This is a genomic window from Lysobacter terrae (assembly GCF_054782215.1).
Genome location: NZ_BAAGSX010000001.1, coordinates 1,134,882 through 1,156,110 on the forward strand (window position 1 = coordinate 1,134,882; position 21,229 = coordinate 1,156,110).

Consider the following 21,229-nt stretch of genomic DNA (forward strand, 5'->3'; position numbering starts at 1 on the left):
GAAACTGCAGCTGCCGCTGATGTTTTCCGATGGCGCAGTCCTGCAACGCGATCGTGCATTGCCCGTATGGGGCTGGGCGAAGCCAGGGGCCAAGGTCGAGGTCGTGTTCGATGGCCGGCGCGCTACGACGACGGCTGCGGCCGATGGTGCTTGGCGCGTCGAGCTGCCTGCGCACGCGGCGGGCGGGCCTTATGTGTTGAACGTCCGCGAAGGAAACAGCGACACCGTTGCCGTCAAAGACGTGCTGGTCGGCGACGTGTGGCTGGCCTCCGGGCAGTCGAACATGGAATGGCCCGTCGCCCAGGCCAAGGACGCGGCGATGGAAATCGCGCGCGCCAACGATTCGCGCATCCGCCATTTCAAAGTGCCCAAGTCCTGGTCGGGACAGCCGGAAGCACGGCTGACGGGTGGGCAATGGAAGGCGGCATCACCGCAGAACGTCGGCCAGTTCTCCGCGGTCGCGTACTACTTCGCGCGCGAATTGCGCGCCCACAACGATGTGCCGATCGGCATCATCGACAGCACCTGGGGCGGCAGCCGCATCGAAGCCTGGATGGATGCGCCTTCGCTCGGCGTCGACGCCGCCGCCATGGCCGACCGGATGCGTGAAGTGCGCGAGCGCGATGAGCGTGCCCTGGCACAGACGCGGCAGCGCCTGGCGGGCGATATCGACGATGCATCTTGGAATGGCGCCGATCTCGACGACCGCACCTGGAACACGATCCCGGTACCGTCGCTGTGGGAAGACGCCGGTTACCCCGGCATGGACGGCGTAGCCTGGTATCGCACCACCTTCGAGCTGAGCGCGAAGGAAGCGGCGGCCGGAGTGACGCTGGGCCTGGGCATGATCGACGACTCGGACGAGGTCTGGGTCAACGGCCAGCGTGTCGGTGGTCTCGTCAACCGCTGGAATGCGCCGCGTCAGTACAGCGTCGCCGCGCAGGCGTTGAAGGCAGGCAGCAACCAGGTCGCGATCCGTGTCACCGATACGGGCGGCGGTGGCGGCATCCATGGCGCTGCGGCCCTGGTCTATGTCCAGCCGCAGGGCGCCGAAGCGCGCCCCTTCGGCGGCACGTGGAAGTTTCGTCCGGCCAAGGTCACTGTCTCCATGCAGGACGACAAGAACCAGGTCGAAACCCTGCTGTTCAACCAGATGATCCGTCCATTGCAGCCGTATCCGCTGCGCGGAGTCCTCTGGTACCAGGGTGAAGCGAACGCCAGCAACGAGCTGGCCTATCGCTATCGCGACCAGTTCGCCGCGCTCATCCATCTCTGGCGCAAGGACTGGGCACAGCCGGAGCTGCCGTTCCTGTGGGTGCAGCTGGCCAATTTCCGCGCCGGTGGCGATACCGCAATGCAAAGCCCCTGGGCCGTGTTGCGCGAATCGCAATCGCACACCTTGCAGCTACCCGCCACGGCACAGGTCGTGACCATCGACATCGGCAACCCTGCCGACATCCATCCGACCAACAAGCAGGAAGTGGGGCGCCGCCTGGCATTGGCCGCGCGTCATGTGGCTTACGGCGAGTCGCTGGTGTTTTCGGGCCCGGTTTTCCGCGAGATGAAGATGGAAAGTGGCCGGGCGCGCATCGCGTTCGACCTGCAGGGCAGCGGACTGGCAGTGCGCGGCGGCGGTCGCGCGATCCAGGGCTTCGAACTGGCGGGCGACGACCACCGCTTCCATCCAGCGCAGGCGACGATCGAAGGCGATTCCGTGATCGTGACCAGCGATGCGGTCAAACAACCGCGCTCCGTGCGCTATGCATGGAGCGAGAATCCCGAGCAGGCCAACCTGATCAATCGTGACGGGTTGCCGGCATCGCCGTTCCGTTCGGATGAGGGGCAGTAACGCGCATGATTCCGGGAGCATCGTCAATGCACACTGAGACCCCACTTCGCGCAGGGCGGATCTGGCGAGCGTCAGGCATGTTGCTGCGCAACGCCGGCCTGCTGATCCTGTTCTTCGTCGCCGCTGCCTGCGGTCGCCTGCCTTCGGCGGGGCAGGGCGACGATACCGGTCCGCCATCGCAAGCCAAGCGCACGGCGCAAGCGCCGATCCCCCAGCTCGTCACCCGTGAAGGGCGCCATGCCCTGCTGGTCGATGGCGAACCCTTCCTGATCCTCGGCGCGCAGATCAACAACTCCAGCGCCTGGCCGGCGACACTGCCGCAGGTCTGGCCGGCGATCGAGGCCATCGATCCCAACACGGTGATGGTGCCGATCGCCTGGGAACAGATCGAGCCGAAGGAGGGCGCCTTCGATTTCTCGTTCCTCGACACGCTGCTGGCGCAGGCCCGCGAGCACGACAAGCGCCTGGTGCTGCTGTGGTTTGCCACTTGGAAGAACAACAGCCCCAACTACGCGCCGGCATGGGTCAAACTGGACAACAAGCGTTTCCCGCGCGTCGTCACCGCCGACGGCAAGGCGCTGAACTCGCTGTCGCCGCTGGCGAAGTCGACGCTCGAGGCCGACACGAAAGCCTTCGTGCAGCTGATGCAGCACCTGAAGCAAGCCGATCCGCAACGCACCGTGATCATGGTGCAGGTGGAGAACGAGCCGGGCACCTACGGGCCGCCACGCGATTTCTCGCCGCTGGCGCAACAGGCGTTCGACAGCGCGGTTCCCGAAGCCCTGGTGAAAGGAATGAACAAGCAGCCTGGCACCTGGAAACAGGTCTTCGCCCAGGATGCGGACGAATACTTCCACGCCTGGCATGTCGCGACGTTCATCGATCAGGTAGCCGCCGCGGGCAAAACGGTTTACCCGCTGCCGATGTACGTCAACGCGGCATTGCGCGACCCCTTCACTCCGGCGCTCGCCGGGGAGTACGAAAGCGGCGGCGCGACCGATAACGTGCTGGACGTCTACAAGCTGGCCGCGCCGCACATCGATCTGCTGGCGCCCGACATCTACATCCGTGATTACGAGAAGCACACCACCGTGGTGGATCGCTACTCGCGCGCGGACAACGCGTTGTTCGTCGCCGAGACCGGCAACGACACGCCATTCGCACGCTACTTCTTCTCGGCACTTGGCCATCAGGCGATCGGCTGGTCGCCGTTCGGCATCGACTACACCGGCTACTCCAACTGGCCGCTGGGCGCCAAGCGCATGGACGCCGAAACGCTGGCGCCGTTCGCCCTGAACTACAGGCTGGTGAAGCCGGCGGCACGCGTGATCGCGAAGCAGAGCTTCGCCGGCAAGGTGCATGGCACGGCGGAGCGGGCAGGCGAACCCGAACAGCACCTGCAGTTGAACGAGCGCTGGAACGCCACGGTCACTTACGGCGTGCCGCAGTTCTGGTTCCAGGGGCCGCCGCCGGGCAATCCGGAACCGAGCGGCGCGGCGCTGATCGTCGAACTCGGGCCCGATGAGTTCCTCGTCACCGGCTACCACGCGCGGGTGACCCTGCATCCGGCGCGCGACGACACACGAATGATCTACGACCGCGTCGAGGAAGGCACCTACCAGAACGGGCAATGGAAGTTCCTGCGCATCTGGAACGGCGACCAGACCGACTACGGACTCAATTTTTCCAGTGCCGCGCAACTGCTGCGCGTGAAGCTGGCGACGTACTGAGAGGGACACGACTGATGCATCTTGGTAAATGCTGGACCGCTGCTCTGACCATGACCCTGGCGGCATGCTCTGCGGCGACCGCCGACTCGGCGACGGGCCAATGGAACAAGACCGATCGCGGCGTCGTCGTGCATCCGGCGGATGCGGGTGCTGCAGACGTGCGACTGGAAGCGGTCAGCGACGCCATCATCCGCGTCAGTGCCGATCCGGATGGCGACTTCGCCCGCACGCCCAGCCTGATGCGGACGCCCGAGAGCGCACCGGCGCCGTCGTTCGACGTCGCCGCGGATGGAAATGCCGTGCGTCTGTCCACGACGCGCGTCACCGCCAAGGTCGCGCTGGATAGTGGCCGCGTCAGCTTCTTCGACAAAGCTGGCAAACCGATCCTGGCGGAGGTCGCCGGCGGCCGCACGTTCAAGCCGCTGCAGGTCGAGGGCAAGCCGTACCTCAGCGTCCGGCAACGCTTCGAATCGCCGGATGGCGAGGCGATCTACGGCTTCGGCCAGCACCAGCAGGGCTGGATGAACCAGAAGGGCCACGACGTCGAGCTGCTCCAGCACAACATCGACATGGCAGTGCCTTTCCTCGTGTCCAGCCGCAATTACGGCCTGCTGTGGGACAACAATTCGATCACGCGCATGGGCGACCCGCGCGGCCTGCAGCCGTTGCCGCAGTCGCTCGACTTGTTTGATGCCAGCGGCAAGCCTGGCGCGCTGACCGCGCGTTACGCGATCGGCGGCGAGCAGAAGGTCGAGCGTCGCGAGTCCGAGATCAACTACCAGTACATCAAGGACCTGAAGAACTGGCCGGCCGCAGCCAAGATGCCGCCGCCGAAACCAGGACAACCGACCCAGCGCATGCAGGTGACCTGGGAAGGCGACATCGCCGCGCGCACCAGCGGCCACCACACCTTCTCGCTGTATTCGAGCGAGTACGCCAAGCTGTGGATCGACGGCAAGCTGATGCAGGACCGCTGGCGCCAGAACTGGAATCCGTGGCACCACGAGTTCGCGCTGGACATGAAGGCCGGCGAGCGCCACAAGCTGCGCATCGAATGGGACCTGATCGATCCCAGCTACCTCGCGTTGCTGCATCGCGACCCGCTGCCCGCAGGCGAGGCGAAGGATCTGTCGCTGTGGTCGGAAGCCGGCCAGATGGTCGACTACTACTTCGTCGCCGGGGATACCTCCGACCAGGTCGTGGCCGGCTACCGCCAGCTGACCGGCAAGTCGGTGCTGCTGCCGAAGTGGGCCTACGGCTTCTGGCAGAGCCGCGAGCGCTACAAGACCCAGGCCGAGATCACCGGTGCGCTGGACGAATACCGCAAGCGCAAGCTGCCGCTCGACAACGTCGTTATGGACTGGTCGTACTGGCCCGAAAACGCCTGGGGCTCGCACGATTTCGACAAGGCCCGTTTCCCCGATCCGAAGGGCATGGTCGACCACATCCATGCCAACCACGCGCAGATGATGATTTCGGTGTGGCCGAAGTTCTACCCGAGCACGGCCAACTTCAAGGAGCTCGATGCCAAGGGCTACATGTACAAGCGCAACATCGAGGTCGGTGAGAGGGATTGGATCGGCCCGGGCTACACCTCGTCCTTCTACGATCCGTATGCGAAGGAAGCGCGCGACATCTATTGGCGCCAGATCAACGAAAAGTTGAACGTGCTCGGCATGGATGCGTGGTGGATGGATTCGGACGAGCCGGACCTGCATTCCAACCTCGACATCGATGAACGCAAGGCGCGCACCACGCCCACCGCGCTGGGTCCCTCGGCCGAGTTCTTCAACTCGTATCCACTGCCGCACACGCAGAGCGTGTACGAAGGCTCGCGCAAGATCGCTCCGGACAAGCGCGTGTTCATCCTGTCGCGCAAGGGCTATGCCGGCACCCAGCGCAATGCGGTCGCGGTGTGGAGCGGCGACGTCGCTTCGCGTTGGGCCGACCTGCACGCGCAGGTCTCGGCCGGGGTGAACCTGTCGATGTCGGGCCTGGCGAACTGGACCTTCGACATCGGCGGCTTCGCGCTCGAAAGGCGCTACGAGAGCCAGGATCCGGCGCACCTGGACGAATGGCGCGAACTCAACCTGCGCTGGTTCCAGTTCGGCGCCTTCGTTCCGATCTTCCGCTCGCACGGGCAGTTCCCGTACCGCGAGATCTGGAACATCTCGCCGGAAGGCACGCCGGTCTACGACAGCCTCGTCTACTACGACAAGCTGCGCTACACGCTGCTGCCGTACATCTACACGCTGGCCGGCGATGTCTATCATCGCGACGGGATCATGATGCGCGGCCTGGCGATGGACTTCCCGGCTGATGCCAAGGTCTGCGACATCGACGACGAGTACCTGTTCGGTACGGCCTTCCTGGTCGCGCCGGTGACGCAGTACAAGGCCACCCGCCGTGACGTCTACCTGCCGGCCGGCACGTCCTGGATCGACTTCAATACCGGCAAGCGCTACGACGGTGGTCAGACCGTCGTAGCCGATGCGCCGCTCGCGCGCATGCCGCTGTTCGTGCGCGCGGGTTCGATCGTGCCGACCGGTCCGGTGCTGCAGTACGTCGACGAGCAGCCCGACGCGCCGCTGACGGTCGTCGTCTACACCGGTGCAGACGGCGCGTTCTCGCTGTACGAGGACGACGGTCGCAGCTACGGCTACGAGCGTGGCGAGTTCAGTCGCATTCCCATGGTCTGGGATGAGGCGAAGGGCGAGCTGCGAATTGGCGCGCGCAAAGGCCAGTACGCGGGGATGCCGGCAACGCGAACGATCAAGGTGCGCTGGGTGTCCGGTCCGCGCCCCGATGCGGGAACGCTGGAGCCGTCCAGCGATGCCGAAGTGAACTACGCGGGCAAGGCGCTCACCGTGCGCCGGCCCGGTGCGCAAGCAGCAGGGCGCTGAGCGATAGCGCATGAGCATCGATACGGCACGGCGGGCATTGTTCAAGGCGGCGGGCGCAGGACTTGCGCTTGCCGGCCTGCCGTTGTCCGCGCATGCGGGATCGAACGTCTCTGGTGCTGGCGGCGCCGCCGTCAGTGAGGCGCTCAAGTTGTGGTATCGCCGCCCGGCCACGCGCTGGGTGGAGGCCTTGCCGCTGGGCAATGGCCGCCTCGGTGCGATGGTCTGGGGCGGCATCGGCCACGAGCGCCTGCAGCTCAACGAAGACACGCTGTACGCGGGCGGGCCCTACGACGCCGACAATCCGGATGCGCACGCTGCGCTGGCGGAAGTGCGCCGGCTGATCTTCGCCGGCGAGTACGCGCAGGCCGAAGCGCTCGCGAACGCGCGGCTGATGGCCAAGCCGATCAAGCAGATGCCTTACCAGCCGCTGGCGGATCTGGTACTGGACTTCCGCGATATCCCCGATGTCACCGCTTACCGCCGCGAACTCGATCTCGACACGGGCATCGCGCTTACGCAATTCGAAACCTGGCAGACACGGCATACCCGGGAAGTCTTCGTATCGCCGGTCGACCAGTGCGTCGTGGTGCGGGTGGCTGCGGACCGCCCTGGCGCCATCGACCTGCGCGTCTGGCTGGACAGCGACCAGCAGAGTGAGGTTTCAGCCGAGCGAGACACGCTGTTGCTGCGTGGTCGCAATCCATCGCGGCATGGCATCGAAGGCCGTCTGAGTTTCGCAGCTCGTGTACGCGCGATCGCCCGTGGCGGTTCCACGCGCACCGGGGCCGGCCGCATCGAGATCGAAGCTGCGGACGAAGTCGTGCTGCTGCTGACCGCCGCCACCAGCTACCGTCGCTACGACGACGTGGGCGGCGATCCTGAAGCGATCACGCACCAGCAGCTTTCCGCGGCTTCGAAGCGCACCTTCGAGGCCTTGCGTACGGCGCATGTCGACGAGCACCGGCGCCTGTTCCATCGCGTCGCGATCGACCTGGGCCACAGCGAGGCCGAGCGGCTGCCCACCGATGAACGCATCGAACATTTCGCCAGCGGCAACGATCCCGCGCTGGCGGCGCTGTACCACCAGTTCGGTCGCTACCTGCTGATCTCCAGTTCGCGTCCCGGCACCCAACCCGCGAACCTGCAGGGCATCTGGAACGACCTGATGGACCCGCCGTGGGAGAGCAAGTACACGGTCAACATCAACACCGAGATGAACTACTGGCCGAGCGAGGCCAACGCCTTGTCCGAGTGCGTGGAGCCGCTCGAACGCATGCTGTTCGACCTCGCGCAGACCGGCGCGCGCACCGCGAAGACGATGTACGGCGCGCCGGGTTGGGTGCTGCACCACAACACCGACCTGTGGCGGCAGACCAGCCCGGTCGATGGCGCGCAGTGGGGATTGTGGCCGATGGGCGGCGCCTGGTTGCTGCAGCAGTTGTGGGACCGCTGGGACTACGGCCGCGATCAGGCGTATCTGCGGAAGATCTATCCGTTGTTCAAGGGCGCGGCTGAGTTCTATGCCGCGGTGCTGGCGCGCGATCCCGCAACCGGCGAGATGGTCACCAATCCGTCGATGTCGCCCGAGAACGTGCATCCGCATGGTGCCGCGCTCTGCGCCGGGCCGGCGATGGATTCGCAGCTGCTGCGCGACTTGTTCCGCCAGTGCATCGAAGCGTCCGCGCTCCTGGATGTCGACGCGGAATTCGCCCGCACGCTGCAGACGCTGCGCGCACAGCTGCCGGCCGATCGCATCGGCCAGGCCGGCCAGTTGCAGGAGTGGCGCTCCGATTGGGACATGCAGGCACCGGAGATCCACCATCGCCATGTGTCGCATCTGTATGCGCTGCATCCCAGCAGCCAAATCAACGTGCGCGACACAACGGAATTGGCAGCCGCGGCCAAACGCTCGCTGCAGATCCGCGGCGACGACGCCACCGGCTGGGGCCTGGGCTGGCGTTTGAACCTGTGGGCGCGGCTGGGCGAGGGCGAACACGCGCACAAGATCCTGCGCATGCTGCTCGCTCCCGAGCGCACGTATCCGAACCTGTTCGATGCGCACCCGCCGTTCCAGATCGACGGCAACTTCGGCGGCACCTCCGGCATCACCGAGATGCTGCTGCAAAGCTGGGGCGGTTCGATCTTCCTGCTCCCGGCGCCGCCGGAGCAGTGGCCGGACGGCTCCGTGAGCGGCCTGCGCGTGCGCGGCGCGGCGGGCATCGATCTGCATTGGCAACACGGCCAGCTGACGCGGGCGCACCTGATCAGCGATCGGGGCGGCACCTATTCGCTGGCCTATGGGAAACACACAGTGGAGGCGACGTTGGGAGCAGGACAAGCGGCCGAATTCGGACTGCGTGGCGGGAAGTTGGTGCAGCTATGAGTCTCTTCCTCGGCCTCGATATCGGCACCCAGAGCGTCAAGCTGGTTGCCTACGATGCGGAACGCCGCCACATCGCGGCCACCGCCAGCGCCCCGTTGGACATCATCAGCGCCGAAGACGGCACGCGCGAGCAACTGGCCAGCTGGTGGATCGACGGCGTGCGCGACTGCTTTGCGCAACTCGGCCCGGCCGTGCGCGCGCGGGTCAGTGCGATCGGCGTTTCCGGCCAACAGCACGGCTTCGTTCCGCTCGATCGGGCAGGGCAGGTGCTGGCGCCGGTGAAGCTGTGGTGCGACACCAGCACCAGCCTGGAGTGCGACGAGATCATGGACGCCGTTGGCGGCGCGCAGCGCTGCATCGCGCTGGCCGGCAATCCGGTGCTTGCCGGCTACACCGCATCCAAACTGCCGTGGACGCGCAAGCACCGCGGCGACGCGTACCGCCGCCTGGCGACGGTGCTGCTGCCGCACGACTACATCAACTTCTATCTGACCGGCGAGCGCTACACCGAGTACGGCGACGCATCCGGAACCGGCTGGCTGGATGTGCGCCGTCGCCAGTGGTCGCCGGAACTGCTGGCGGCCATCGACCCGCAGCGCGATTTGAGCGAGTGCCTGCCGCCCCTCGCCGAGCTGGGTACGACGTTCGCGATCTCCGCCGCTATCGCGGACGAACTCGATCTGCCATACGACGTGCGGATCTCGGTCGGTGGCGGCGACAACATGATGGCGGCGATCGGCACCGGCAATGTGGTTCCCGGCCGCCTGACCATGAGTCTGGGCACGTCGGGCACGCTGTTCGCGTTCGCCGACCATCCGGTGGTGGACGACAACGCCGGCTGGGCGGCGTTCTGCGCTTCGTCCGGCGGCTGGCTACCGCTGATCTGCACCATGAACTGCACCGTCGCCACCGAATCGATGGCGCGATTGTTCAAGCTGCAGCCGGGCGAAGGCGACAGCCTGATGGCGTCGACTCAGCCAGGCGCCAGCGGACTGACGCTGTTGCCGTTCTTCAACGGCGAGCGCACGCCGAACCTGCCCAACGGTCGCGGCTGCCTGCTCGGCATGGACCTGCTCAACACCACGCCAGCCAACGCCTATCGCGCAGCGATGGAAGGCGCCACCTACAGCCTGCGCAATGGCTACGACGCGTTCGTGGGTGCCGGCCTGCGGTTCGACCGAATCTGCCTCACCGGTGGCGGTAGCAAGAGCGCCGCGTGGCGGCAGATGGTCGCGGACGTGTTCGCGTTGCCGGTCAGCGTGCCGGAGCAGGCCGAAGGCGCTGCGTTCGGTGCCGCGCTGCAGGCCCTGTGGTCGTACCGGCACGACCTGGGCGGCGAGGGCAGTCTCGCCGATCTCGTCCTGGAGCACGTGCACATGCAGGACGCGCATGCGGCCGAACCCAGCGCTCATCACGTCGACGCATACCGCGCGCATTACGAGCGCTTCCTGCAACACCTCCAGGCCGTCGGTCCGCTCTACGCGAACTGACCGGCAGCACTTCACTCGCAGCACATACCGAAAGAGAAAGACATGAGCCAGACGATCTTCATCGGCGCGAAGGAATACTTCCCGGGCATCGGCCGAATTCCCTTCGAAGGCAAGGATTCGAACAGTCCCTTCGCGTTCAAGGTCTACGACGAGAACCGCAAGATCGGCGGCAAGACCATGCGCGAACACCTGCGTTTCGCGGTGTGCTACTGGCACAGCTTCTGCGGCGTGGGCAGCGACCCGTTCGGCCCCGGCACGCGCGTGCACGGCTGGGACGCGCCGGGCACGGCCATGGCCAAAGCCGAAGCCCGCGTCGATGCCTCGTTCGAGTTCTTCAGCAAGCTCGGCGTGCCGTACTACTGCTTCCACGACTTCGACCTGGCGCCTGAAGGCAGCAACGTGGCCGAGTCCGAGAGCAATCTGCAGCACATGGTGGCATTGGCCAAGGAGCGCCAACAGGCCACCGGCGTCAAGCTGCTGTGGGGCACGGCCAATCTCTTCAGCCATCCGCGCTATATGAACGGTGCGGCGACCAATCCGGACTTCGCCGTCGTCGCGCGCGCCGCGGCGCAGGTCAAGGCTGCGCTCGATGCCACCGTCGAACTGGGCGGCGAAAACTACGTGTTCTGGGGCGGGCGCGAAGGCTATTCCTCGCTGCTCAACACCGACATGAAGCGCGAGCAGGAGCATCTCGCGCGTTTCCTCACCCTGGCACGCGACTACGGCCGCAGCATCGGCTTCAAAGGCAATTTCCTGATCGAACCCAAGCCGATGGAGCCGATGAAGCATCAGTACGACTTCGATGCGGCGACGGTGGTCGGCTTCCTGCGCCAGCACGGTCTGGATGGCGACTTCAAGCTCAACATCGAGGCCAACCACGCCACGCTCGCCGGCCACAGCTTCGCCCACGACCTGCAGGTGGCGTCCGACGCGGGCCTGTTGGGCAGCATCGACGCTAACCGCGGCGATCCGCAGAACGGCTGGGACACCGACCAGTTCCCGCTCGATCTGTACGACACCGTCGGCGCGATGCTGGTGGTACTGCGCCAGGGCGGCCTGCAGCCGGGTGGCCTGAACTTCGACGCCAAGGTGCGGCGCGAGTCCACCGCCCATACCGATCTTTTCCTTGGACACATCGGCGGCATGGACGCATTCGCGCGCGGGCTGGAGGTGGCGCACGCACTGCTGCACGAATCGCCGATCGAAGCCTTGCGCAAGGAGCGTTACGCCAGCTTCGACGAGGGCGCCGGACGCGAATTCGCGCTGGGCAAGGCCAGCCTGTCCAGCCTACGCGACCTGGCTGCGAACGCCGGTGAGGCGGCGAACATCAGCGGCCATTTGGAAATGTACGAAAACCTCTTCAACCAATATCTGATCCGCTAATGCGGTCCGGTCGCCCAGCGCTCGATCCGCCCACTCTCATGACCAAGGTGTGACCATGACGACCGTATCCATCCCGCAAGACTTCGCGGCCAAGGGCGAGAACACCCGCCTCATCATCCTGATCAGCTGCGTCGCCACCATCGGCGGATTCCTGTTCGGGTTCGATAGCGGTGTCATCAACGGCACCGTCGACGGGTTGAAGCAGACGTTCCACTCCAGTTCCGCGGGCACCGGGTTCGAGGTCGCCTCGATGCTGCTGGGCTGCGCCTTCGGTGCGTTCTTCGCCGGTCGCCTGGCCGATCGCTGGGGGCGCCGTGCCGTGCTGATCATTTCGGCAGTGCTGTTCCTTCTGTCTGCGCTGGGCGCCGGTGCGGCGGGTACGTCGTTGACTTTCATCATCGCGCGCGTACTGGGTGGCTTCGCGGTCGGCGCGGCGAGTGTGATGTCGCCGGCCTACATCGCCGAAGTCGCGTCTGCCCGTTACCGTGGACGTCTGGCAACGGTGCAGCAGATCGCGATCATCAGCGGCTTGTTCTGCGCGTTTCTGAGCAACTTTCTGCTGGCCAAGGCAGCCGGTGCTTCGACCGAAACGCTGTGGCTAGGCCACGCCGCATGGCGCTGGATGTTCTGGATGATGTCCATTCCATCTGCCGCATTCCTGTTGCTGCTGCTGTTCATTCCCGAAAGCCCGCGCTACCTGGTGGTCAAGGGCCGCAAGCACGACGCGTTGACCGTGCTGACCCGGCTCTATGGCGCCGACGAGGCGAAGGCGAAGCTCGGCGAGATCGATGCATCGCTGTCGCAGGATCACCATCGTCCGCGCCTGTCGGACCTCATCAACAAGACCACGGGCAAGCTGCGTCCCATCGTCTGGGTGGGCATCGGCCTGGCGACGTTCCAGCAGCTCGTCGGCATCAACGTCGTCTTCTACTACGGTGCGGTGCTGTGGCAGGCGGTGGGCTTCTCCGAGAACGACGCGCTGCTCATCAACGTGCTGTCGGGTGCACTCAGCATCGGCGCATGCCTGGTGACCGTGGTGCTGATCGATCGCATCGGTCGCAAGCCGCTGCTTTGGATCGGCTCGGCGGGCATGGCCGTATCGCTGGCGCTGGTGACCTGGGCCTTCGCCAGTGCGTCGCTGGATGCGGCGGGCAAGCTGGCCCTGTCCGATTCGATGGGCGTGCTCGCCCTGGTGGCCGCCAACGTCTACGTCATCTTCTTCAACATGTCGTGGGGTCCGGTGATGTGGGTGATGCTGGGCGAGATGTTCCCCAACCAGATCCGCGGCTCGGGCCTGGCCGTCGCTGGCGCTGCCCAGTGGACGTCCAACTTCGGCATCACGGTTACTTTCCCGATCCTGCTCGGTAGCATCGGTCTGGCGGGCGCCTATGGCCTGTACACCGTGGCCGCACTGATCTCGGTGTTCTTCGTGCTCAAGTACGTCCACGAAACCAAGGGCAAGGAACTCGAGCAGATGGAAGGCTGAACCCAGGGGCAGGGCAGGCCAAGCCTGCAGAATGTGGCGCCGCATGCATTTCCGGATCGGATGCATGCGGCATGATGAGCGAGTGCGGCAGGGGAGAGCGCAGTGGGTTTGTCGACGTTAGATATCGTGATCGTGCTGGCTTACCTGGTCGGCATCTTCGTACTGGCGCAACTCGTTTCCCGCGAAAAGGACGGGCACCGCAAATCGGCCAGCGATTACTTCCTGGCCAGCAAGGCGCTGCCATGGTGGGCGATCGGCGCATCGCTGATCGCCGCCAACATTTCGGCCGAGCAGATCATCGGCATGTCCGGTTCCGGCTATGCGATCGGCCTGGCGATCGCATCGTACGAATGGATGGGTGGGCTGACACTGCTCATCGTCGGCAAGTTCTTCCTGCCGATTTTCCTGAAGAACAACATCTACACGATGCCGCAGTACCTCGAACGCCGGTACGGCCATCGCATCCGCACGCTGATGGCGGTGTTCTGGCTGGGCCTGTACGTGTTCGTGAACCTGACCTCGATCCTGTGGCTCGGCGCCATCGCGGTCAGCGGCGTGACGGGCATGGACCGCATGCTGGCGCTGTCGCTGCTCGGCATGTTCGCACTGGCCTACCAGCTTTACGGCGGATTGAAGGCCGTCGCGCTGACCGACATCGTCCAGGTATCGCTATTGGTGCTCGGCGGATTACTGGTGGTGGTGCTGACGCTTGGCCAGATAGGCGAGGGCGCCGGGATAGTCGTCGGCTTCAAACGTCTCTGGGAAACGCATCCGGAACACTTCCAGATGATCCTGCAGCCCGACAATCCGTTCTACAAGGACCTGCCTGGCCTGAGCGTGCTGCTGGGCGGCATGTGGATCATGAATCTGAGCTACTGGGGCTTCAACCAGTACATCATCCAGCGCGCCTTGGCGGCGAAGAACATCGGCGAAGCGCAGAAGGGCGTACTGTTCGCCGCCTTCCTCAAGTTGCTGATGCCGGTCGTGGTCGTGTTGCCCGGCATCGCCGCGGTGATGCTCACGCCCGGCTTGCAGACACCCGACGGCGCTTATCCCGCGATGATGCGGCTGTTGCCTTCCGGAATACTGGGACTCGTGTTCGCGGCGCTGGTCGCGGCGATCGTCGCGTCGCTGGCCTCCAAGATCAATTCGGTCGCCACGATCTTCACCATGGATTTCTATGCGAAGTGGGAGCGGCACGGCAGGCGTGATTCCCGCGACGACGAGCATGCGCACCAGAAGCACCTCGTGCGCGTGGGGCGGATCGCCGCGGCCGTGGCGATCGTGCTGGCGATCCTCACCGCAAAACCGCTGCTGGGCAGCTTCGACCAGGCCTTCCAGTACATCCAGGAATACACCGGCTTCTTCACCCCGGGCATCGTGGTGATCTTCCTGCTTGGATTGTTCTGGCCGCGCGCCAACGAGGCCGGGGCGCTCGTCGCCGCCGTCGGCTCTTTCCTGCTGTCGGTCGTCTTCAAGCTGACGTGGCCCGATCTGCCGTTCATGGACCGCGTCGGGATGGTGTTCCTGATGTCGCTGGCGTTGGCCGTGCTGGTTTCCCTGATCACGCCTGCCAAGACGACGAGCGAACCGATTACGACCGCAGGCGTGGACTACCACACACCCATGAGTTTCCGAGCGGGCAGCATTGGCGTGATGCTGATTCTTGTCGCGCTCTATGCCGTGTTTTGGTGAGCTTGTGGTGATGCTCCGGCCGCTGGCCGGAGCATCTGCCTCAGGTATTTCTTACTACTGCAGGTTGAGCGTCCACGTGGCCTTGCCTTCGTCAGAATCCGTGCTCATCGCCACGTCCATGGGCCAGCTTCCCAAGTAGGTCCAGTTCGGATCTTCCTGCCAGGCCAGAGTGTCGAAGCTCGTCGCGACATTGCGGATTTCTTTGACGTAGAGATCAACGTTGTCCTTGATCCACATGTCATCGCCGTGAATTCTCAGGCGCAGTTTCATGTGGCCATTCACCCCGTCCGAGAACTCGAAGCCGTGGTCGGGGTAGGGCATCGGAATTTGGCCAATCCCATCAGGCAGCTCCGGGGTGTGGTCGTTTTTACGTGGAAGATTTGAGTAGAAGTAGTTTCTGAGCGCGCCCCGCTCCAGATCGTTCTCGTCCGCATAGTCGAGATTCAGTCGGGCGATTTCATTGCCGTCCCTGAGCACCCCAGCCCTGACGAGGCTGTCAGTTCCCGCGTCCTTTGCGTCCTTGGTCTTTACCGTCAGTTTGATTGCGCCGATCCACATGGCAAATGCTCCATCATGTTGAGTAACAGCTGTTCCCTCGTGGAATGAAACGGCGCGGACAACAGGCAGGGGACACCGGCCGGGTGCCCCGAATAGGTGGGCGGAGGGTGGGGGAGAGGCGCTCCTGGAACGCCTCGTCGCTCCTGGCTAGGGCTTGCTCCCGATTCCCCGGGTTTCGTCGGAATCGCGCACCACAGGCGCGTTGCCGTCTGGATACTCCCCGAAACGCACCGGGAGCCCGTCATGAAAACCCGTTCCAGTCCATTCCGCCTGGCCGTCATCTTGGCCCTGGTTATTGCGCTATTGCCCCAACAGTCCCGCGCGCAGTCGACCGAAGTCGGGCCCTTCATCGAGGCCTATGCGAAGCAGCACGATTTCAACGGCACGGTGCTGGTCCGCAAGCAAGGCAAGGTGGCCTATCAACACAGCTTCGGGTTGGCGAACGTTTCGTGGGGTGTTCCCAACACCTCACGCACGAAATACCGCATTGCCTCGATCACGAAGCTGTTCACTTCGGTCCTGATCCTGCAGCTGCGCGAGCAGGGCAGAATCGACTTGAACGCGAAGATCGCGGATTACCTGCCGAACTATGCCGGCGAAGGCGCCAGAAGCGTCTCGATCCGCCAACTGTTGAATCACACCTCCGGAATCAGGAACTTCGACCAGGTCAAGAGCATGGAGGACGCTCTGGCGAACGGGCTTCCGACCTACCAGTCGCCGTACACGTCGGACCAACTGTTGGCGCGGTTCTGCAGCGGGCCCCTGGAGCACCCGCCAGGGACGGTCTTCGATTACAACAACGGGGACTACATCATTCTTGGAAAGATCATCGAGCGCATGTATGGCCAACCGTTCGACGAGGTGCTCCAGGCCAGGATCCTCAAGCCGCTGGGCATGGCCGATACGGGCATGCTGAAACAGAGCGATATCGTTCCCGGACTGGCGAGCACCTACTTCTATCGAGACGACCTCAAGTCACTCGTGAACGATCTGCCGGCCTATCCGGAAAACTGGTACGCCGCCGGAGCGATGTATTCGACCGTGACGGACCTCATGGCGTTTTCCGATGCCTTGTTCGGGGCGAAACTGATAGATCAGAAAACGCTCGCACTCATGCTCGAACCGGGCCTGGACGACTACGGCTACGGCGCGTGGATTTACGACGCCAACATCGATGGTCGCAAGCACCGGATAGTGAAGCGGCCGGGCCAGATCATGGGCGCCCAAACGCAGCTCTATCATTTCCTGGGCGAGGACATGACCGTCATCCTCCTGTCCAACACCGGCACGACCGACCTTGATGAATTCGTCGCGGAGATCGGCAAACGGTTGGCGCGCGACCCTAGCGCTGTCCAGACGAACCGCCAGGGCAGGAGTCGCTGACTTTCAGAGCAGCCGGGGCGCGACCGTGTGCAGCTGCACTTGGCGGGAGGGCAGACCGTCCGCATCGATATCGACGACGATGGGGCCGGCGTGAGTGCCGGCGCGAACGATGGCGACCACCCTCCCGTGGAACGTCTTGCGTTCGCCGGACTGGAAGCTGGAAACGTCTATTGGATTGCCGTTGCCGATGCCGGCCAGGGTTCCTGCGCCGCGTACGCGCACGCGTATCTGCCTGTCGTCGTTGCGAGAATAGACGGGGGTGCCGTCGGCGTCGTGCAGTTCCACGGCGACATAGGCCAGGTCCTCACCATTGGCCCTGAGCTGCAGCCGGTCCACCGACACTCCGACAACGGCTGGCGTGCCTGCCGTGCGCAGTTCCCAGCGTCCGGCCTCACGCCCATCGCGATAGCCCACGGCGAGCAGGCGGCCCGGCGCGTAGGACACTTGGTAGACAGCCGTGTATTGGCTGTCCACGCCCACCGATCTGCGGCCGAGGCTCTTTCCGTTGAGGAACAGTTCCACTTCCGGCAATTCGGAATAGACCAGCACTTCCTGGCGCCGGCCTTCCTGTCCCGGCCAGGTCCAACTGGGATGCACGTCGTCCAGCGACCAGTCGAGGTGGGGCGGCACGATCGGGTACAGGTGACGGTCGGGTAGGTCCTCGGTGCCCTTGGGCTGCCTGACGAACGCGGAGATGGGCGCCGCGCCTGTCTTCCAGACGACCTGGCGGTAATAGGCCGCCGGGCGCATGCGCCCGGTCGCGTCGATCTCGCCGCAGTACGCCAGATGCCAAGGGTAGGGGCCGAGCTTCTGCCAGTCCTGGCTGTATCCCATCCAGCCGATGCTGGATTCACCCAGGTAGTCCATCGCGGTCCACACGAAGTCGCCGATCACCCACGGCATGCTTTCGACGGCGCGCCAGTAGGAAAACAGATCCTTCGGCGTGGATTCGGAGGTGTACATCGTCAGCCCGGGAAGCCGCTCGTGCTCCTCGGCGAAGATGTGGGCGTGATAGTTGTAGCCGACCACGTCGAGTACCGCTGCCTGGTTCGTGCTCTTCGGTGGGTCGGCGTTGATGCCCTGGGTGACGGGCCGCGTCGGGTCGAGCTTGCGCACGCGCTCGGCGAGCTTGCGGCCGGTCTCGATGCCCTCGGGCGTGCCGTCTTCGGGGATCTCGTTGCCGATGCTCCAGAACAGCACGCTGGGATGGTTGCGACCACTGACGACCAGACTGTCGATGTCCTGCGGCCAGTCTTCGGCGAAGAACCGCGAATAGTCCTGCGGCCTCTTGCTCTTGTTCCAGCTGTCGAACGCTTCGTCGATGACGAGCATGCCCAGTTCGTCTGCCGCGTCGAGCGTGGCCTGGCTGGCCGGATTGTGTGCGTTGCGGATGGCGTTGTATCCGGCGGCCTTCATCAAGGCGACCTTGCGGGCGTCCGCGCCGGCGGCGCCGAGCATGTAGTTGTCGTGGTGGATGTTGCCGCCGCGCAGTAACACGCGCCGGCCGTTGACGCGCAGGCCGTTCGTAGCATCGAGGGAAATCGTGCGTATGCCGAAACGGGTCCGCCTCTCGTCGACGGTCGCGCCGCCGATGCGGATTTCCTGGACCAGCGTGTAGAGATTTGGGGAATCCGGAGACCACAGGCGCGGCCTGGGCACGGCGAGTTCCTGCGACTGTTCGATGCTTGCGCCAGCGGGTATCGCATGCGTCTGTTCCGCGTTGGCAACGGTCTCGCCATTTGCCGAAACCACCTTGGTCACCCACTCGGCGGTCTGCGCCTTGCCTGATCGGTTGACGATGGCGGCGCTCACCGAAACCACGCCTCGCTCCTCGTTCGCCACCGGCGTGGTGACGAAGACGCTCTCAGGCTCGATGTGGACCGGATCGAGCAGCTCCAGGGCGACCGGCCTGATCAGCCCCGAGCCGGCATACCAGCGCGAAGATGGGTCGGCATGATTGATGCGCACGGCGATGACGTTCTCGCCGGCGCGGACCTTGCCGGTCAGATCGACGGAAAAGGCGGTGTAGCCGTAGCGGTGCTTCCTCAGGTGTTCGCCATTCACCCAGATGTCGGCGTCCATGTACACGGCTTCGAAGTTCAGCCGGACGATGCGGGAAGCCTCGGTAGGCGTGAGGACCAGATGCCGGCGATACCAGCCGTTGCCGCCCGGCAGATAGCCCGAATCCTGGCCGCTGACGGTAGCTGGGTCGAACGGCGGGCTTCCGTCGGGCCTGCTCCCATCAGGTCTGTCCATGATCGAGAAGTCGTGCGGCACGACCACCCGATGCCAGGACCGGTCGTCGAACGCGGTCCGCTCTGCGCCTGCGGCCGCTCCGGCGTGGAAGAGCCACTCCTGCGACAGGCTACGGACTTCCGCCCACACAGGGGATGCGGCGAGCGCCATAAGCAGTGTTGCCGCGAGGCGTCGTTTTGTGGCCGGAATAATCGTTCTCATGGCTTTACGCCGAGATGCTACAGGGCAGTTTGATGCTTCGAAAAATAGCGATATCTCTAATTCCTATATCCATTCGGATATGGATTCCTTTGAGCGTCTTGGAGTCCTCCGACTGCGGCTGTTTAGTGCTCCCGGCGCTGTGAGCGTCGTCGTGTTTTCTATATCGATTCGTATATCGATGATGATGTTTTAGATATTTGTGGCGTATGCATGCAGTCCGCAGAATCAGGCGCGTTGCTGCCTCCGGCGGGGCGGATGCATGCCCGTGAAACTATCTCGTCGAACATTTATCCAATCCACGGCTGCGGCGGCCGCGCTTCCCTTGTTGGGGGCAAGTGCCCAGGCGCTTGCGCCCACCTTCTCGCCGACCTGGGATTCGCTGGTGGATGGCTACCGCACGCCCGACTGGTTCCGCGATGCCAAGTTCGGCATCTGGGCGCACTGGAGCGCGCAATGCGTGCCCGAGATGGGCGACTGGTACGCGCGGCGCATGTATATCCAGGGGAACTGGCAGTACGACCACCACGTCAAGACCTATGGCCATCCGACCAAGGTCGGGTTCATGGAAATCCAGAACCGCTGGAAGGCCGAGAATTGGGATCCCGACGCACTGCTGGATCTGTACGTGAGGGCCGGCGCCAAGTACTTCGTGGCCTTGGCCAACCACCACGATAACCAGGACACGTTCAACTCCAAGTACCACGGCTGGAACACCCTGCGCGTGGGTCCCAAGAAGGACATCATCGGCATCTGGGCCAAGGCGGCGCGCGCGCGCGGGCTGCGCTTCGGCGTCAGCAACCATGGCGCACACGCCTGGCACTGGTACCAGCCTGCCTACGGCTACGACCCCGAAGGCCCCTACGCCGGCCAGCGCTACGACGCCTTCCGCCTGACCAAGGCCGACGGCAAAGGCAAGTGGTGGGAAGGCCTGGATCCGCAGGAGCTCTACACCGGCCGCAACATCGTCATGCCCGACGGCTTCAAGACCATCCGTTCCGTCGAAGCCTGGCACGAGGAGAACACGTACTACTGGGACGAGAAGCCGCCGATGCATAACCCTGCATTCACGCGCCAATGGTTCCTGCGCTGCCGCGACCTGATCGACAGCTACCGCCCCGACCTCGTCTATTTCGACAACCACGGCCTGCCGCTCGGCCAGGCCGGGCTGGACATGACCGCTCACTACTACAACGCCAACATGGCCTGGAATGGCGGCAAGCTGGAGGCCGTCGTCAATGCCAAGGTGCTGCCGACGGAATGGCGCGCCGGCGTCGTCGAGGACGTGGAGCGGGGCTTCCGCGAAGGCATCGAGCCGCTGCCCTGGCAGACCGACACCTGCCTGGGCGACTGGCACTACGCCCGCTCCCTCTTCGACAACCACCAGTACAAACCGGCGAGCATGGTGATCCATCGCTTGTGCGACATCGTTTCCAAGAACGGCAACCTGCTGCTGTCGGTTCCGATGCGCGGCGACGGCACCATCGACGCCGACGAGCGCAAGATCCTGGAGGACATCGCCGCGTGGATGGCGCGCAACGGCGAGGCCATCTATGGCACCCGCCCATGGCGCACTTTCGGCGAAGGGCCGACGCGGGTGGGCGCCGGCATGTTCAGCGAGGGCACGTCCAAGCCTCTCACCGCCGAGGACATCCGCTTCACGACCAAAGGTGGCGCCCTCTATGCCATCGCGCTTGGCTGGCCCAGGGACGGCGTGCTGCGCATCCAGACGCTGGCCGAGGACTCTGCGCTGGCACCAGGCTCCATCGACCGCATCGAGACACTGGGCTCGGCCGAAAGTCTGCCGTTCGAGCGCAGCCGCAGGGGACTCGAAGTGCGCTTGCCCGAAGGGCTCGCCGGCGCGAGCGCCATCGTCCTGAAGATTCGTGGCAATGGCCTGACATGAGAAGAGAGT

12 protein-coding genes are annotated in these 21,229 nt (G+C 64.6%); 10 read left to right on the top strand and 2 right to left on the bottom strand.

All coding sequences use genetic code 11. The features are described from left to right. The first annotated feature begins 19 nt into the window (after positions 1–19). The 8 genes from ACYVJ8_RS05435 to ACYVJ8_RS05470 all read left to right on the top strand — a co-directional run bounded on the left by ACYVJ8_RS05435 (position 20) and on the right by ACYVJ8_RS05470 (position 14,919). Entirely contained in the window at positions 20–1,849 is a 1,830-nt protein-coding gene (locus ACYVJ8_RS05435) for a sialate O-acetylesterase (RefSeq protein WP_460711057.1), read from the top strand. Between the two features lie 77 nt (positions 1,850–1,926). Next, positions 1,927–3,579: a GH35 family beta-galactosidase gene (locus ACYVJ8_RS05440; RefSeq protein WP_460710055.1), complete on the top strand. Its 1,653-nt coding sequence runs from the start codon at positions 1,927–1,929 to the stop codon at positions 3,577–3,579. Between the two features lie 14 nt (positions 3,580–3,593). After that, on the top strand, positions 3,594–6,482 hold the full coding sequence (locus tag ACYVJ8_RS05445) for a TIM-barrel domain-containing protein (RefSeq protein ID WP_460710057.1): 2,889 nt from the start codon (positions 3,594–3,596) through the stop codon (positions 6,480–6,482). Positions 6,483–6,492: 10 nt separating this feature from the next. Then, positions 6,493–8,865 (top strand): glycoside hydrolase family 95 protein, encoded by a 2,373-nt coding sequence (locus ACYVJ8_RS05450; RefSeq protein ID WP_460710059.1) that lies wholly within the window; start codon positions 6,493–6,495, stop codon positions 8,863–8,865. After that, positions 8,862–10,355 carry a xylulokinase gene (xylB, locus tag ACYVJ8_RS05455; protein ID WP_460710061.1) on the top strand — a complete coding sequence of 498 codons (1,494 nt, stop codon included), beginning with the start codon at positions 8,862–8,864 and terminating at the stop codon, positions 10,353–10,355. Before ACYVJ8_RS05450 ends, xylB begins: the two co-directional genes overlap by 4 nt. A 42-nt stretch (positions 10,356–10,397) precedes the next feature. Next, the gene (xylA, locus tag ACYVJ8_RS05460) at positions 10,398–11,738 is read left to right on the top strand and encodes a xylose isomerase (protein ID WP_460710063.1); all 1,341 of its coding nucleotides are present in this window, start codon (positions 10,398–10,400) and stop codon (positions 11,736–11,738) included. A gap of 55 nt (positions 11,739–11,793) precedes the next feature. Then, positions 11,794–13,224, top strand: coding sequence for a sugar porter family MFS transporter (locus ACYVJ8_RS05465; protein WP_460710065.1), 1,431 nt, complete (start codon positions 11,794–11,796; stop codon positions 13,222–13,224). Between the two features lie 102 nt (positions 13,225–13,326). Further along, a complete protein-coding gene (locus tag ACYVJ8_RS05470) occupies positions 13,327–14,919 on the top strand; it encodes a sodium/sugar symporter (RefSeq protein WP_460710067.1) in 1,593 nt (530 codons plus the stop codon). 54 nt (positions 14,920–14,973) lie between these two features. Here the strand turns inward: ACYVJ8_RS05470 and ACYVJ8_RS05475 are convergent, their stop codons facing one another. After that, positions 14,974–15,477 (bottom strand): hypothetical protein, encoded by a 504-nt coding sequence (locus ACYVJ8_RS05475; RefSeq protein ID WP_460710069.1) that lies wholly within the window; start codon positions 15,475–15,477, stop codon positions 14,974–14,976. A gap of 243 nt (positions 15,478–15,720) precedes the next feature. Between ACYVJ8_RS05475 and ACYVJ8_RS05480 the strand changes: the two genes are divergently transcribed. Further along, entirely contained in the window at positions 15,721–16,860 is a 1,140-nt protein-coding gene (locus ACYVJ8_RS05480; protein ID WP_460710071.1) for a serine hydrolase domain-containing protein, read from the top strand. Positions 16,861–16,863: 3 nt separating this feature from the next. Here ACYVJ8_RS05480 and ACYVJ8_RS05485 read toward each other — a convergent pair whose 3' ends face one another. Then, positions 16,864–19,266, bottom strand: coding sequence for a glycoside hydrolase family 2 protein (locus tag ACYVJ8_RS05485; protein WP_460710073.1), 2,403 nt, complete (start codon positions 19,264–19,266; stop codon positions 16,864–16,866). A gap of 376 nt (positions 19,267–19,642) precedes the next feature. Here ACYVJ8_RS05485 and ACYVJ8_RS05490 point away from each other — a divergent pair, with 376 nt between their 5' ends. After that, the gene (locus tag ACYVJ8_RS05490; RefSeq protein WP_460710075.1) at positions 19,643–21,220 is read left to right on the top strand and encodes an alpha-L-fucosidase; all 1,578 of its coding nucleotides are present in this window, start codon (positions 19,643–19,645) and stop codon (positions 21,218–21,220) included. Positions 21,221–21,229: the final 9 nt, after the last annotated feature.

Coding starts and splice junctions, on each gene's coding strand:
- xylB (WP_460710061.1), top strand. CDS start 8,862: ATGAGTCTCTTCCTCGGCCTCGATATCGGCACCCAGAGCGTCAAGCTG.
- ACYVJ8_RS05480 (WP_460710071.1), top strand. CDS start 15,721: ATGAAAACCCGTTCCAGTCCATTCCGCCTGGCCGTCATCTTGGCCCTG.
- ACYVJ8_RS05465 (WP_460710065.1), top strand. CDS start 11,794: ATGACGACCGTATCCATCCCGCAAGACTTCGCGGCCAAGGGCGAGAAC.
- ACYVJ8_RS05435 (WP_460711057.1), top strand. CDS start 20: ATGTTTTCCGATGGCGCAGTCCTGCAACGCGATCGTGCATTGCCCGTA.
- ACYVJ8_RS05450 (WP_460710059.1), top strand. CDS start 6,493: ATGAGCATCGATACGGCACGGCGGGCATTGTTCAAGGCGGCGGGCGCA.
- ACYVJ8_RS05485 (WP_460710073.1), bottom strand. CDS start 19,266: ATGGCGCTCGCCGCATCCCCTGTGTGGGCGGAAGTCCGTAGCCTGTCG.
- xylA (WP_460710063.1), top strand. CDS start 10,398: ATGAGCCAGACGATCTTCATCGGCGCGAAGGAATACTTCCCGGGCATC.
- ACYVJ8_RS05475 (WP_460710069.1), bottom strand. CDS start 15,477: ATGTGGATCGGCGCAATCAAACTGACGGTAAAGACCAAGGACGCAAAG.
- ACYVJ8_RS05440 (WP_460710055.1), top strand. CDS start 1,927: ATGTTGCTGCGCAACGCCGGCCTGCTGATCCTGTTCTTCGTCGCCGCT.
- ACYVJ8_RS05445 (WP_460710057.1), top strand. CDS start 3,594: ATGCATCTTGGTAAATGCTGGACCGCTGCTCTGACCATGACCCTGGCG.